Source organism: Zhihengliuella sp., from assembly GCF_031178195.1.
In the GTDB taxonomy this organism is placed as follows: Bacteria; Actinomycetota; Actinomycetes; order Actinomycetales; family Micrococcaceae; genus Zhihengliuella.
Genome location: NZ_JAPSJL010000001.1, coordinates 499,638 through 513,712, shown reverse-complemented (window position 1 = coordinate 513,712; position 14,075 = coordinate 499,638). Strand labels below are relative to the sequence as shown.

Here is a 14,075-nt window from a genome sequence, read left to right as displayed (position 1 = left end):
ATAGGCTCGCTTCAGGCACTGATCACCGCCCGTCGGCGATCGGCGGGGCACCGGTCCCGAGTGCCGACTCGACCCTGAGGAGAAGCCATGTTCAAGACTGGCAAAGCCGCCGGTCAGGCCGGGCGCCCGCGTCGGCGCCTCGCCGCACTGACTGCCACCCTGGCGGTCGGCGCCCTCGCGCTGACCGCGTGCGCTGAATCCCAGCGCGACGCCGCCCCGGAGGGCGGTGGATCCGACGTCGACTCGACGTTCGTGTTCGCCGCGTCCTCCGATCCCCAGTCCCTCGACCCGGCGTTCGCCTCCGACGGCGAATCCTTCCGCGTGTCCCGACAGATCTTCGAGGGCCTCGTCGGGGTGAAGGAGGGGACCGCCGACCCCGAGCCGCTGCTCGCCGAGTCCTGGGAGCAGTCCGAGGACGGGCTGACCTACGACTTCACCCTCAAGGAGGGCGTCAAGTTCCACGACGGCACCGACTTCAACGCCGAAGCGGTGTGCGCGAACTTCGATCGCTGGTACAACTTCACCGGCATCCAGCAGGCCGAGTCCGTCGGCTACTACTACAACTCGCTCTTCAAGGGCTACGCCGACAGCCCGGAGAACGCGGTCTACGAGTCCTGCTCGGTCACCAGCGACAACGAGGTCCAGGTGAAGCTGGCCAAGCCGTTCGCCGGCTTCATCGCGGCCCTGTCCCTGCCGGCCTTCGCCATGCAGTCGCCGACGGCGATGGAGGAGTACGGCGCCGACGAGATCTCCGGTACCGCCGAGGCTCCCGTGCTCTCCGAGTACGCGCAGGGCCACCCCGTGGGCACCGGCCCATTCAAGTTCGACTCCTGGGAGACCGGCTCCAGCATCCGGCTCTCGGCCTTCGAGGACTACTGGGGCGAGCAGGGCCAGGTCCAGGAGATCATCTTCCGCGTGATCGACGATCCGACGTCCCGCCGCCAGTCCCTCGAGGCCGGCGACATCGACGGCTACGACCTCGTGGCCCCGGCGGACACGGCCGCCCTCGAGGAGGCCGGGTTCAAGATCGAGGCCCGCGACCCGTTCACGATCCTCTACCTGGGCATCAATCACGAGGTCGAGGAGCTGGCGAAGCCGGAGGTCCGTCAGGCGATCGCGCACGCCATCGACAAGGAGGCTCTCGTCTCGCAGACGCTGCCGGAGGGCACCGAGGTTGCCACCCAGTTCGTCCCGGAGAGCGTCAACGGCCACACGGACGACGTGACGAAGTACGAGTACGACCCGGAGAAGGCCAAGCAGCTGCTGGCCGACGCCGGCTACCCGGACGGCTTCACCGTGCAGTTCAACTACCCGACGGGCGTCTCCCGCCCGTACATGCCGACCCCGGAGCAGGTCTTCTCCAACCTCTCGGCGCAGCTGAAGGAGGTCGGCATCACGGTCGACGCGCAGCCGAACAAGTGGAGCCCGGACTACCTGGACCGCATCCAGGGCGGTTCCGACCACGGCCTGCACCTGCTCGGCTGGACCGGCGACTACAACGACACCGACAACTTCGTCGGCGTCTTCTTCGGCGGCGAGAAGCCCGAGTTCGGCTTCGACAACCCGGAGCTGTTCGCCAAGATCGCCGAGGCGCGCACGATCCCGGACGTCGAGGAGCAGACGCCGCTCTACGAGGAGATCAACCAGGACATCTCCGAGTTCGTCCCGGCGATCCCGCTCGCGCACCCGGCCCCGTCGCTGGCGTTCGACCCGCGCGTCGAGTCCTACCCGACGAGCCCGGTCAACGACGAGGTCTTCAACAAGATCGTCCTCACCGAGTAGCGGGCCCAGCCCCGCGCCCAGGCGGGAGTACGACGGCGGTCCGCGCCGCCGTCGTACTCCCGCGTCAGACCCGACTCCCCCTGAGAGGACGCTGTGCTACGAACCATCGGCAGGCGACTCGCGCTGTTGGTGCCCACCCTGTTCGGCCTGTCCATCCTGCTGTTCCTGTGGGTCCGCAGCCTCCCCGGCGGTCCGGCGACCGCCCTGCTCGGCGACAAGGCCACCCCGGAAGCGGTGGCCCGGATCAACGAGCTCTACGGCTTCAACGAACCGCTCATCGCCCAGTACGGCACCTATATGGGCAAGCTGCTGACCGGCGACTTCGGCGTCAGCCTCCGCTCCGGCCGGCCCGTGCTGGACGAGTTCGCGACCCGCTTCCCGGCCACGCTCGAGCTGACCGCGTTCGCGCTGGTCTTCGCGGTCGGCGTGGGCATCCCACTCGGCTACTGGGCCGCCCGGCACGTGGGCCGGTGGCAGGACCAGCTCTCCGTGTTCCTGTCGCTCGGCGGGATCGTGGTGCCGGTCTTCTTCCTGGCGTTCATCCTCAAGTGGGTGTTCGCGATCAAGCTCGGCTGGCTCCCGACCGACGGGCGCCAGAACCCCCGGATCAACGCCACGCACTACACGGACTTCTACCTGCTGGACGGGATCATGACGCAGGAGTGGGACGCCGTCTGGGACGCGTTCCTGCACCTGGTCCTCCCCGGGCTGGCACTCGGGACCATCCCGCTGGCGATCATCGTGCGCATCACGCGCGCGTCCGTCCTGGAGGTCATGAACGCCGACTACGTGCGCACCGCGCGCGCCAAGGGGATCGGCGCGGACCTGATCCGCAACCGCTTCATCCTCCGCAACGCCATGCTCCCGGTGACGACGACGATCGGCCTGCAGCTCGGCCTGCTGATCTCCGGCGCCGTGCTCACCGAGACGGTGTTCGCGTTCAACGGGATCGGGCGGTTCCTGCGCGATGCGATCTTCTACCTGGACTACCCGGTCCTGCAGGGGTTCATCATCTTCATCGCGCTGATCTACTCGCTGATCAACCTGCTCGTCGACGTGTCCTACAGCCTCATCGACCCGAGGGTGCGTGTGCAATGACCCAGAGTATTCCTCCCACGTCCGGCGTCGCCGGGCCCACCGGGGCCGGCACCCCCGCCCCCGATCCCGGCGGTCTCCCGGGCGGCGACGGTCCGGAACAGGGTGCCGTCCGGGGCATGAGCGTCTGGGGCGAGGCCTTCGTCCGGCTGCGCCGGAACCCTGCCGCCATCGTCGGCGCGTCGATCGTGACCCTGTTCCTGCTGGTCGCCGTGCTGGCCCCGGTGATCGCCCCATACGGCGCGCTCGCGCTGCCCGGCCGGACCGAGGTCACGCCCACCACCATCCCGGGGCCGGGAGAGCTCGAGGGGCACCCGCTGGGCCTGGACCGGTTCGGCGGGGACCTGCTCTCCAAGCTCATCTGGGGCGCCCAGTCGTCCCTGATGATCGGCGTCGTCTCCACCGGGCTCGGGCTCGTCGGAGGCATGGTGCTGGGCCTGCTCGCCGGCGGATTCGGCGGTTGGGTGGACAGCCTCATCATGCGCTTCGTGGACATCCTGCTCTCGGTGCCGAACCTGCTCCTGGCGGTGTCCATCGCCGCGGTGCTGGGGCAGGGCGAGCATGCGATCATGGTCGCCATCGGCGTCTCCGCGGTGCCGATCTTCGCGCGGCTGCTGCGCTCGTCGATGCTCTCCCAGAAGGGGGCCGACTACGTCCTCGCCGCGCAGACGCTCGGCCTGAGCCGCACCACCGTGACGATGAGTCACCTGTTGCCGAACTCGATCGGACCGGTGATCGTCCAGGCGACGCTCACGCTGGCGACCGCCGTGATCGACGCGGCCGCCCTGTCCTTCCTGGGACTCGGCGGCGGCGTGCCGTACGAGGCCGAATGGGGGCGCATGCTGACGTACGCGCAGGCCGAGCTGGGCATCGCGCCGCAGCTGGCGTTCCTGCCCGGCCTCTGCATCGCGATCACGGCGCTCGGCTTCACGCTGCTGGGCGAGTCCCTGCGCGAGGCGCTCGATCCGAAGTCGCGCCAGCGCTGACCGGTTCCGCCCCCTGAATGACCCGTCGAACCGTCGTTTCGAGGGACCGACGGGCGACATCGTGCCTCGAAACGACGATTGGGCTGCGACCCTCGTCCGACTGCGCCTCGAACCGTCGTTCCGGGGGACCAAACGGCGAACCCGGGCCCCCGAATTGCCGTTTCGTCGGGGAGGGGTCACGGCTGGGCGGGGTCGCCCGGCGCCAGCTGGTGCAGCGGCGCCGGACTGTGGAGAACTCGGGCCGGTGCGCGATTCCGAGCGATGATGGAGCATGCCCGCCCGAGCGCCCGTACCGCCTGAGCTCGTCGACCGCGTCTTCAGCACCCGTCAGGCACAGGATCTGGGCCTCCCGCGCGACCGGCTGCGCGCTACGGACATCCGGCGGATCCGTCCCGGTCTGCACGCCCACGGCGACGCGCAGCCGAGCGAACTCGCCGAGGCCGCGGCGCTGCGGTACTGGCGGCCCCGGCTCTGGCTCTCGCATGCCAGCGCCGCGCGCCGCTTCGATCTCTGGGCCCCACGGAGGCTGCTCGAGGACGCCCGGCTGCATGTCTGCGTTCCGGCCGGCCGGCCCCCGGTCCGTGCAGGCGGGATCGCCGGTCGCCAGCGCGCGGTCGGCCCGCGGGAGGTGCTGGCCCACGACGGCGTCCCGTACGCACCGCGAGGCCTCGCCGGATGGGTGACCACGCCCGGGCGGACCTGGCTGGACCTGGCGCCTGAGCTGAGCGTCGACCAGCTGGTGGTCATCGCAGACCAGCTGGTCCGTCATCCCTACCCACGGCTGGACGGCCGACGGGAGCCCTGGGAGACCCGCGCGGGCCTCGCCGCCCTGCTCGGCGCCCACGCCGGGGCGCGCGGCCTCTCCCGAGCCAGGGAAGCGCTCGCGCTCGGTCGCGTCGGAGCGGACTCGCCGCAGGAGACGCGGCTCCGGCTGGCGCTCGTCCGCGCCGGCCTGCCGGAGCCCGAACTCCAGATCAATCTCGACCCGGCGAGTCGGACCTCGGTCGCCGCGGACATGGGCTACCGCGCCCACCGCATCGCGGTGCACTACGAGGGCGCCTACCACCGGACGCCGGAGCAGCTGGAGCGGGACATCCGCAGGGACGAGTGCTTCACGGCCAGTGGGTGGCGGAACTACCGGTTCACTCGCGAGGACGCCCGCCAGGGATTCCAGCGCGCCGTCGTCGTCCTGGGCGCCGCACTCACGCGCCCGTAGCGGCGTCCGACGGCGGGCCCCACGCGCACCGGCGCAGCCTCGGGCTCGCTCGGGGCGGGCCCTACGGTGCCGTCACGCGGAGGGCGTTTCGCCAGGGGTCCTCGAACGTGAGCGTGCGGCCGTCGTCGTGCACCTCCACGCCGCGGGCGGCGAGGCGCTCGGCGAGGGCGCCCATCGCCTGGCGGTCCGGCAGGACCAGGTCGATCTCGCCCAGGCCCAGCGCGGGGGTCCGGCCGAGCGCGCCGCGCGAGGTCCACGTGTTCGCGGCGAGATGATGGTGGTAGCCGCCCACGGAGAAGAACACGGCGTGCGCGCCGGCGGTCGCCGTGACGTCGAACCCGACCACGGACTCGTAGAAGTCGCGCGCCGTGCCGACGTCGCCGACCTTCAGGTGCACGTGTCCCACGGACGCGCCGGCCGGAGGGGCGTCTTGCCGGAGGTGGTGGGCCACGTACTGCTGCGGGTCCAGGTAGTTGGTCGCCATCCGGACGCGCGTGCCGTCCCACTCCCAGCTCTCGCGCGGGCGGTCGAAGTACAGCTCCACGCCGTTGCCCTCGGGGTCGTCGAAGTAGAACGCCTCGGAGACCAGATGGTCGGCCGCGCCCGAGAACCGCCCCGGGTAACGGCGCGCCACCGAGGCGACCGCCCGGGCCAGGTCCGCGCGGGACTCGAACAGGATCGCCGTGTGGAACAGCCCCGCGGACCCGGCCGGTGCGTGCCGCAGGGCGGGGGAGTGCTCCAGCACGACGGCGGGGCGGCCGGGCCGGCCGAGGACCGCCGTCGGGCCGTGCTGCTCGAGGACCGCGAGGCCGACGCCCTCGGTGTAGTACCGGATCTGCGCGTCGAGATCGGCGACCTTGAGCGTCACGGTGCCGACCGTGCTGCGCGCGTCGAGGCGGTCGAGGACCGGCATGCTGCCTCCTGGTGTCGGATGAGAATTACTTGAACCAACAACCAATTGGCCGGGGCTATTCCCGGAGCGCGCGGTCGGCGGCATGGCCGGGGCCGCTCAGGCGGCCTCGGGGTCCAGTTCGATGTCCAGCTCGTTGCCGGGAATCGAGGCCAGCAGGCGGCGCGTGTACGGATGCCGGGGATTCGTGAAGATCTCCTCCGACGTCGCGGCCTCCACCAGCTCGCCGTCCTTCATCACGCACACGTAGTCGGAGATCAGGCGCACCACGGCCAGATCGTGGGAGATGAACAGATAACTCAGCCCCATCTCCCGCTGCAGGCGGCCGAGGAGCTTGAGGATCTGGTCCTGCACCAGGACGTCGAGGGCGGAGACCGGCTCGTCGCAGACCAGCAGCTCCGGCTTCAGCGCCAGCGCCCGCGCGATCGCGACGCGCTGGCGCTGGCCGCCCGAGAGCTCGGACGGATAGCGGCGCAGCATCGACTGCGGCAGCGCCACCTGGTCCATCAGCTCGCGGACCCGCGCCGAGCGCTCCGCCGCGGTCCCGCGCCTGTAGGCCTTCAGCGGCTCCTCGATGATCCTGCCGATGGTGAACATCGGATTCAGCGACGAGTACGGGTCCTGGAAGACCGGCTGGACCCGCTGCCGGAAGTCGTTCAGGGCCGCCTTGTCCAGCGTGGCAACGTCCTGGCCGTCGAACAGCATGGTCCCGCTCGTCGGCTCGATCACCTTCAGCAGCATCCGCGCCGTCGTCGTCTTGCCGGACCCGGACTCGCCCACGATCGCGACCGTCGAGCCGCGCGGCAGCTCCAGCGTCACGTTCTTCGCGGCGTAGAAGTCGTCGTGGGAGCCGCGGCGCTTGTAGACCTTGGTCAGATCCCGCAGCTCCACGATGTTGTCGGTCGCCTTCTCGCGGTCCAGGCCCTTCTCCAGTGCGACGGCGGCCGCGGCCCGCTCGCGCTCGGCCGCGTCGGCGGCGTAGGCCCCCGGGGTGAGTCGGGCCGCGGCGACGGACGGTGCGGCGTTGACCAGCGAGCGGGTGTAGGGGTCCTGCGGGTCCTCGAGGATCTGCTTCGCCGGCCCGGCCTCCACCACGCGTCCGCGGTGCATGACCACCAGGTCGGAGGCGCGCTCGGCGGCGAGGCCGAGGTCGTGGGTGATGAGCAGGACGGCGGTGCCGAGCTCCTCGGTCATCTGCTGCAGCTGGTCCAGGATGACGCGCTGGACGGTGACGTCCAGAGCGCTGGTCGGCTCGTCGGCGATCAGCAGGCGCGGCTGGCAGGCCAGGCCGATCGCGATGAGGGCACGCTGCCGGAGCCCGCCCGAGAACTCGTGCGGGTACATCCGGGCCCGCGCCGCGGCGTCGGGGATGCCCGCGGCCTCGAGCGTGGAGACGACCTTGGCGTCGACGGTCTTCTTGGTCGCCATCCCGTGCGCCAGCAGCGTCTCGGCCACCTGCTGGCCGATCCGCGTCACGGGGTTCAGGTTGGACATCGGGTCCTGCGGGACCATGCCGATGTGCTTGCCGCGGATCTTCTGGAGCTCGCTCTCGTCGAGGCCCAGCAGCTCCCGGCCGTCGAACTTGATGCTCCCGCTGAGCCGGGCGTTCCCGGGCAGCAGCCCGATGGCGGCCATCGCCGTCGTGCTCTTGCCGGATCCGGACTCGCCGACGATGGCCAGCGTCCGCCCGGCCTCCAGCGTCAGCGAGGCGCTGTGGATCGCGGAGACGGTGCCGTGGGTGGTCTTGAAGTCGACGGCGAGGTCGGAGATCTCCAGGAGCGGGGCGGTGGCGGCGGCAGGCGAATCGGTCATGGGTCCATCCTGCCTCAAACTTGTGGCGGATGTGCTTCACATCACAGGCGGCGCGTCCTCGGGCGGGCCGCCGGGCATCGATGAGCGTCAGCTCCGCGCGGCCCGGCGCTTCCACTGGCTCCGCGCTTCGGCGGAGTCGTTCACCGCATCGATCGCCAGGTCCAGGCCCCGGCGCAACTGGGGTGGCCGCCGCCTCGACGACCGCGTAGGCGTCGAGGCGGCTCATGGGACCAGTCTCCGCTACTCTGCGGAGGTCCGGGCCGCCTCTGGCAGCTCCTCGCGGAGCGCGAGCACGGGGCGCTTGCGGCCCTCGGTGCCGATGAAGAGCTTGTAGCCGACGACCAGCAGGCCCATCCACACGGCGCCGACCACGAGCGCCGTCCGTCCGGCGTCGGTGAACGCCAGGATCAGCACCACGAGCGCCATGAATCCGAGCGTCACGTAGTTCAGCACCGGCCACAGCGGGGCAGCGAACCCGGCGGAGACCACGCCGTCGCGCTTCATCTCCGTACGCATGCCGTGGTGTGCCAGCAGGATCGACGCCCAGGTGAACACCGTGGCGAACGTGGCGATCGACGCGACGATCACGAAGAGCTGGTCCGGGATCAGGAGGTAGACGAACAGCCCGACCACGAGGCACGCGGCCACGATCGCGACCGGCCACGTCGGCACGCCCGAACGGGAGATGCGCGTGAAGGCCTTCGGCGCGTGGCCCTGCTCGGCCAGGCCGTACATGGTGCGGGTCGCCGCGTAGGTGATGGAGTTCATCGCGGACAGGGCGGCGGTGAGGACGACGGCGTTGATGATGTGCGGGGCCGCCGTCAGCCCCAGCTGGGAGAAGACGAGGACGAACGGCGATTCGCCGGAGCCGACCTCGGTCCAGGGGATCAGGCAGAGCATCACGCCGATGGTGAGGATGTAGAAGATCAGGATGCGGACCGGGACCGTGTTCACGGCCTGCGGAATGGCGCGGGCGGGGTCGCCGGCCTCGCCGGCGGTCATGCCGAGGGTCTCGACGCCGCCGAAGGAGAAGACCACGATGCCGAGGCTCATGATGATGCCCCAGACGCCGAAGGGCGCGAAGCCGCCGTGCTCGAACAGGTTGTGCGGACCCGGCTCGAAGCCGCCGAGGCTGATGCCAAACACGATCAGGTAGAGCCCGCCGACGATCATGGCGACGATGGTGACGATCTTGATCAGCGTGAACCAGAACTCCAGCTCGCCGAACACCTTCACGCGCATGAGATTCAGGCCGCAGATCAGCACCAGTGCGGCGACCATCCAGATCCAGCCCGGGGTGTCCGGGTACCACATCTTCATGTACGTCGCGGCGGCCGTCATGTCCGCGATCGCGACGATGATCATCTCGAACGCGAAGGTCCAGCCGGTCAGGAAGCCCATCAGCGGGCTGGTGTAGCGGCCGGAGTACTGGGCGAAGGAGCCGGCGACGGGGTGGCGGACGGCCATCTCGCCCAGAGCCCGCATCACGGCGTAGACGGCGCAGCCGGCGATCAGGTAGGCGATGAGCACGGCCGGTCCGGCGGCCTGGATCGTCTCGGAAGAGCCGTAGAACAGGCCCGTCCCGATGGCCGAGCCCAGGGCGATGAAGCGGATGTGGCGCAGCGACAGCTTGCGGTCCAGCTCGTGGCTGGCGACAGCAGGCGCCGACGTGGTCGTGGAGGTCATGCAGGTCCTCGGGTCTATTGTGCGGCTCGGACCGATGGTGACCGGTCCGGAGGCCTCGGGACGGCCTTGTCCCGAAACAGCAGCGTCAAGTGTGTCACGAAGATGACGTCTAGGTCACATTATGGCGTTCCCCTCTTGCGTCCGGGATCGATTTTGCGGTAGTGGGCCGGCGTTTTCCCGGCCGGCCACGGCCCGACGGTCCGCGGCCCTCGATCGTGCCGGTCCGCCAGGCGCCCGGCGCGTGCGCCGTGGCATCGTCCGGCCCGCCGTGGCACCCTTGAGGCATGATCGTCGCCTTCTCCGCAGCCCCCAATTCCGCCCACGACGACGGCTCCGTGCACGACGCCGTCGCGGCCGCCGTGCGCGTAGTCCGCGAGTCTGGCCTGCCGAACCGCACGTCCTCGATGTTCACCGAGATCGAGGGGGAATGGGACGAGGTCATGGACGTCGTCAAGCGCGCCACCGAGGCCGTCGGCGCCTACGGTGACCGCGTGTCCCTGGTGCTCAAGGCGGACATCCGGCCGGGCCGCACGGGCGAGCTGGACGGGAAGATCGAGCGGCTCGAGCGCGCCCTCGACCAGCAGGGCGCACGCGAGCAAGGCACAGACCGGCAGGGCACAGACCAGCAGGGAGCCGGCTCCGGCGTCGCGGGCGAGGCGTGAGCACCGCGGGCCTGAGCGTCTCCCTCCGCAAGGCCACCGTCGATGATGTGCGCCCGACGCTCGAGATGAAGCTCGCCGCCTGGCGCGAGACCTACGCCCACGTGCGGCCGGAGTCGTTCTTCGCCGCCAAGGAGGCGGGCCTCGAGAAGGAGACCGACTGGTGGCTGCGCGGCCTCGCCGCGGGTGCGGAGTTCTGGATCGCGGTCGACGCCGAGGGCTCGGTCGTCGGCTGCGCCGGCGGCACGCCGACCCAGGACGACGACGCCGACACCGGCGTGCCGGTCGAGCTGCAGATGCTCTACGTCCGCTCCGCCTACTACGGGACCGGGCTGGGCGAGCGGCTCCTGCAGACCGCGGTCGGGACCGGACCCGCGCTCGCGTGGGTGGTCCAGGGCAACGACCGCGCGATCGCCTTCTACCGCAAGCACGGCTTCGCCCCGGACGGGCGCGTCGAGCCGTGCGGCGACTGGGGCGACGGCGTCGACTGGACCGGCCTCGACGAGGTGCGGCTGGTGCGCCGCTAGTGGCCAAGGGGCGCGGACGCCGGTCCGCTGGATCCGTGGCCTCCACGCCGGCCGGTCCCGCTCCGGGCGACTACCCGATCGACACGGGCGTCGCCACGCTGGAGCGCGACCCGTACAGCGACACGGGCTGGATCCTGCAGGTGAACGGCGTCCCGTCCTCGCACGTCGACCTGGCGGATCCGGAGCGGCTGGACTTCGAGTACATGCGCTGGATGGCCGCGCTCCTGCGCGCCCGGCACGCGGCCGAGGGGCGGCTCCGGGTGCTGCACCTCGGAGGTGGGGCCTGCTCGATGGCACGCTGGGTGCACGCGACGTACCCGGAGGCGCGCCAGGTGGTGGTCGAGCTCGATGGTCGGCTGGCCGAGCTGGTGCGCGAGTGGTTCGACCTGCCCCGGGCGCCGCTGCTGCGTCTGCGCGTCGGCGAGGCCGGCGAGGTCCTCGCGAGCCTGACCGAGTCCACCCGCGACGTGATGATCCGGGACGTCTTCGCGGGGGACACGACGCCTGCGGCGCTGACCGGCGAGACGACGGCGGCTGAGGCGGACCGGGTGCTCGACGTCGGCGGGCTGTACCTGGTCAACAGCGGCAATGCGCCGGACCTCGCGGAGTTCCGGCGCGAGGCCGCGGTCCTGGGCTCGGTGTTCCGTCACGTGGCGGCCATCGCCGATCCCGCGATGTTCAAGGGGCGTCGGCGCGGCAACGTGGTCATCGCCGCCTCGCAGTCGCCCGTCCTGCCTGAGGCTGCCCTGCCGGCGTTGGGCCGCGAACTCCTCGGCGGCGGCGTGCCCGCCACCTACTGGGACGACGCGAGGGTTCGCGCCTTCGCCCGCTGACTGCTTCCTGCACTCCGTTTTCTGCACTCCGGCGGAGGGGTGTGCAAGATTCCCCCTTTTCGACTGACCCAGGGGTGGACGACTCCGCAGCGTGCCCAGTCAGAGGCCCGGTGCGCCTGTCGACCCCGGCTAAAAGGGGGAACGGTGCTCGTTTGCGCCGCGGAACAGCGCCTCACGGACGGTGTCGAGCATGAAATCCGGCTGGTTGAGCACCTGGGAGGCGCTGAAGCGTACCGAGCGGTATCCGGAGCGGACCGCGAACTGGTCGCGCCGCATGTCGTTCTGCCAGGCGGCCCTGTTCCCGTGCCACTGCCAGCCGTCGAGCTCGACGATCAGCCGTCCGGCGACGAGGAAGTCGACGCGCCCGATGCCCGGAAGGTAGACCTGCTCTTGGAACGGGAGGCCGGCCTCGATGAACGTGGCCCGGGCCACCACCTCGATGGGCGAGTCGGCGGTGCCCCGGACGAGGCCGAGGGCACGCCGCGCCTGTCGGCCCTGGCGGTTCCCCAGACCGGCGTAGAGGCCGTCGAGGGACACGCGTCCCCGGACGACGGCCGATTCGATGATGACGGCGGCATCTGTCGGTTCCAGGCATGCGGCGGCATGCAGGCACATCTGCTGCTCGTCCACCGCCACGAGGGCTGCTCGGCGGACGCGGTGCCTGACGATCCGTAGCGGGCTCGGCCGCAGCGCGTGCGAATGAGCCGTGGCCACGTGGACGGTTCCAGAGGGCCGGAGAACCCAGTGGTCGTAGTGCTCGGCCGCGGAAATGCAGGTCAGTGCGGCCGTGAGCCGCAGGGCCTCCTGGGCCTGGGGACCGAGGAGGGGGTCGCAGATCACCCCCGGCCGAGGGTTCGGGTACAGGGCGAAGACTCGGTCGAGCTGTCGCCGGGAGAGGCCGAACTCCGCGAGGTCGCACCGGGTGAGCACGCCGTGCCGGCCGAGCAGCTCCGAGATGTCCATCCCCGCAGTGTCGGCCCGAGCGGCCGACCCGTGCCCCGTGAAAGACGGCTGTTGTGGAGGACCGCGCTGGCTTCAGCGGTCGTGGAAGAGGAGTGCCCGCGGTCGGATCAGGCCGGGACCTCGCCCCCGGCCATCGCCTGCTCGATCACGCCGATCCCGAAGAACAGCACGAACGCCGCCGCGACGACCCACATCAACGGGTGGATCTCCTTCGCCCGGCCCTGCAGGGCGCGCAGGAAGACGAATGCGACGAAGCCCGCGCCGATGCCGTTCGCAATCGAGTAGGTGAAGGGCATCAGCGTGAACGTCAGGAACGCCGGCAGTGCCACGCCCCAGTCGCTCCAGTCGATCTTGACCACCTGGGTGATCATCATGAATCCGACGACGACGAGCGCCGGGGCGACGGCCTCGAACGGGACCAGGTGGATCAGGGGCGTGAGGAACATGGCCAGCAGGAAGAGGACGCCCGTCACGATCGAGGCCAGGCCGGTGCGTGCGCCCTCGCCGATGCCCGCGCCGGACTCGACGAACAGCTGGTTCGAGGACACGGACGCGCCACCGCCGACGACGGCGCCGGCGGCGTCGACGAGCAGGACCCGGTCCACGTTGGGGATGTTTCCCTCGGTGTCCACGGTCCCGGCCTCGTTGGCGAGGCCCACCATGGTGCCCATCGCGTCGAAGAAGATCGACAGCAGGATGACGAACGCCAGCAGCGCGGCCGCCGTGACGCCCAGGCTCTGGAATGCTCCGAACACGTTGACCTGACCGATGAGGCTCAGGTCCGGCGACGTCCACGTCGGCATGGACGGGACCACGAGCGACCAGCCGAACCGGTTCTCGACGCTGGAGCCGATGTGGAAGACCGCCTCGAGGATGTTGGCCAGCACGGCCGCGATGATGATGCCGATCAGGATCGCGCCGCGGACCTGGCGCACCACGAGTGCGGCCGTGACGAGCAGGCCGACGATGAAGACGAGGGTCGGCCAGCCGATGAGCTCGCCGTCGAAGCCGAGCCCGACGGGGACGGTGGTGCCGGCCTCATCCGGGATGCGGCGGACGAACCCGGCGTTGACCAGGCCGATGAGCGCGATGAACATGCCGATGCCGACGACGATCGCGGTCTTCAGCGAGGACGGAACCGCCCGGAACACGGCCGTACGGAAACCGGTGAGGACCAGGATCAGCATGGTGGTACCGGAGATGACCACCAGACCCATGACGTCCGGCCAGGTCAGGCCCGGATTGGTGGCGACGGTGATGGCCAGGAACGCGTTCACGCCCAAGCCGGCGGCCATCGCGAACGGGTGCTTGGCCCAGGCGCCCATGAGGATGGTCATGATGCCGGCCACCAGGGCGGTCGCCGCAGCCACGCGGGCCGGCCCGAGCTCGGCGCCCGTGGCGTCGGCGCCCGAGAGGACGAGCGGGTTGAGCACCACGATGTAACTCATGGCGAAGAAGGTGGCGATGCCGCCGCGGATCTCCTGCGATACGGAGGAGCCTCGCTCCGTGATCATGAAATAGCGGTCGAGCAGACCGGCACCAGTTTTCTGCATGGTTTCAATGGTATGGCGCGGTTTTTTGCGTTATGGACCACACCTGGGGAAAG

The 14,075-nt window shown here is 70.5% G+C and carries 12 protein-coding genes; 7 read left to right on the top strand and 5 right to left on the bottom strand.

The window, feature by feature from the left end; all coding sequences use genetic code 11:
• The first annotated feature begins 87 nt into the window (after positions 1 to 87).
• The 4 genes from RIN46_RS02270 to RIN46_RS02255 all read left to right on the top strand — a co-directional run bounded on the left by RIN46_RS02270 (position 88) and on the right by RIN46_RS02255 (position 5,079).
• Positions 88 to 1,782 (top strand): ABC transporter substrate-binding protein, encoded by a 1,695-nt coding sequence (locus RIN46_RS02270; protein ID WP_309081345.1) that lies wholly within the window; start codon positions 88 to 90, stop codon positions 1,780 to 1,782.
• 93 nt (positions 1,783 to 1,875) lie between these two features.
• The gene (locus RIN46_RS02265) at positions 1,876 to 2,880 is read left to right on the top strand and encodes an ABC transporter permease (RefSeq protein ID WP_309081346.1); all 1,005 of its coding nucleotides are present in this window, start codon (positions 1,876 to 1,878) and stop codon (positions 2,878 to 2,880) included.
• Positions 2,877 to 3,863: an ABC transporter permease gene (locus tag RIN46_RS02260; RefSeq protein WP_309081347.1), complete on the top strand. Its 987-nt coding sequence runs from the start codon at positions 2,877 to 2,879 to the stop codon at positions 3,861 to 3,863. Before RIN46_RS02265 ends, RIN46_RS02260 begins: the two co-directional genes overlap by 4 nt.
• A 271-nt stretch (positions 3,864 to 4,134) precedes the next feature.
• Positions 4,135 to 5,079, top strand: coding sequence for a hypothetical protein (locus tag RIN46_RS02255; RefSeq protein ID WP_309081348.1), 945 nt, complete (start codon positions 4,135 to 4,137; stop codon positions 5,077 to 5,079).
• 61 nt (positions 5,080 to 5,140) lie between these two features.
• Here RIN46_RS02255 and RIN46_RS02250 read toward each other — a convergent pair whose 3' ends face one another.
• The 3 genes from RIN46_RS02250 to RIN46_RS02240 form a co-directional block, all read right to left on the bottom strand.
• Positions 5,141 to 5,992, bottom strand: coding sequence for a VOC family protein (locus RIN46_RS02250; protein WP_309081349.1), 852 nt, complete (start codon positions 5,990 to 5,992; stop codon positions 5,141 to 5,143).
• A gap of 96 nt (positions 5,993 to 6,088) precedes the next feature.
• On the bottom strand, positions 6,089 to 7,801 hold the full coding sequence (locus RIN46_RS02245; protein WP_309081350.1) for an ABC transporter ATP-binding protein: 1,713 nt from the start codon (positions 7,799 to 7,801) through the stop codon (positions 6,089 to 6,091).
• A gap of 240 nt (positions 7,802 to 8,041) precedes the next feature.
• Positions 8,042 to 9,487, bottom strand: a complete 1,446-nt coding sequence (locus RIN46_RS02240; RefSeq protein ID WP_309081351.1) for an amino acid permease — start codon at positions 9,485 to 9,487, stop codon at positions 8,042 to 8,044.
• Positions 9,488 to 9,771: 284 nt separating this feature from the next.
• Here RIN46_RS02240 and RIN46_RS02235 point away from each other — a divergent pair, with 284 nt between their 5' ends.
• The 3 genes from RIN46_RS02235 to RIN46_RS02225 are packed head-to-tail and all read left to right on the top strand — an operon-like array spanning position 9,772 to position 11,506.
• Positions 9,772 to 10,149, top strand: coding sequence for a thiamine-binding protein (locus RIN46_RS02235; protein ID WP_309081352.1), 378 nt, complete (start codon positions 9,772 to 9,774; stop codon positions 10,147 to 10,149).
• Positions 10,146 to 10,673, top strand: coding sequence for a GNAT family N-acetyltransferase (locus RIN46_RS02230; protein ID WP_309081353.1), 528 nt, complete (start codon positions 10,146 to 10,148; stop codon positions 10,671 to 10,673). Before RIN46_RS02235 ends, RIN46_RS02230 begins: the two co-directional genes overlap by 4 nt.
• Positions 10,674 to 10,708: 35 nt before the next feature.
• On the top strand, positions 10,709 to 11,506 hold the full coding sequence (locus tag RIN46_RS02225) for a fused MFS/spermidine synthase (protein ID WP_309081354.1): 798 nt from the start codon (positions 10,709 to 10,711) through the stop codon (positions 11,504 to 11,506).
• 129 nt (positions 11,507 to 11,635) lie between these two features.
• Here RIN46_RS02225 and RIN46_RS02220 read toward each other — a convergent pair whose 3' ends face one another.
• Both RIN46_RS02220 and RIN46_RS02215 read right to left on the bottom strand, forming a co-directional pair.
• The gene (locus RIN46_RS02220; RefSeq protein ID WP_309081355.1) at positions 11,636 to 12,469 is read right to left on the bottom strand and encodes a DUF559 domain-containing protein; all 834 of its coding nucleotides are present in this window, start codon (positions 12,467 to 12,469) and stop codon (positions 11,636 to 11,638) included.
• A gap of 107 nt (positions 12,470 to 12,576) precedes the next feature.
• Positions 12,577 to 14,022, bottom strand: a complete 1,446-nt coding sequence (locus tag RIN46_RS02215) for an NCS2 family permease (protein WP_309081356.1) — start codon at positions 14,020 to 14,022, stop codon at positions 12,577 to 12,579.
• Positions 14,023 to 14,075 lie beyond the last annotated feature (53 nt).

Coding starts and splice junctions, on each gene's coding strand:
- RIN46_RS02240 (WP_309081351.1), bottom strand. CDS start 9,487: ATGACCTCCACGACCACGTCGGCGCCTGCTGTCGCCAGCCACGAGCTG.
- RIN46_RS02215 (WP_309081356.1), bottom strand. CDS start 14,022: ATGCAGAAAACTGGTGCCGGTCTGCTCGACCGCTATTTCATGATCACG.
- RIN46_RS02245 (WP_309081350.1), bottom strand. CDS start 7,801: ATGACCGATTCGCCTGCCGCCGCCACCGCCCCGCTCCTGGAGATCTCC.
- RIN46_RS02250 (WP_309081349.1), bottom strand. CDS start 5,992: ATGCCGGTCCTCGACCGCCTCGACGCGCGCAGCACGGTCGGCACCGTG.
- RIN46_RS02220 (WP_309081355.1), bottom strand. CDS start 12,469: ATGGACATCTCGGAGCTGCTCGGCCGGCACGGCGTGCTCACCCGGTGC.
- RIN46_RS02260 (WP_309081347.1), top strand. CDS start 2,877: ATGACCCAGAGTATTCCTCCCACGTCCGGCGTCGCCGGGCCCACCGGG.
- RIN46_RS02235 (WP_309081352.1), top strand. CDS start 9,772: ATGATCGTCGCCTTCTCCGCAGCCCCCAATTCCGCCCACGACGACGGC.
- RIN46_RS02270 (WP_309081345.1), top strand. CDS start 88: ATGTTCAAGACTGGCAAAGCCGCCGGTCAGGCCGGGCGCCCGCGTCGG.
- RIN46_RS02255 (WP_309081348.1), top strand. CDS start 4,135: ATGCCCGCCCGAGCGCCCGTACCGCCTGAGCTCGTCGACCGCGTCTTC.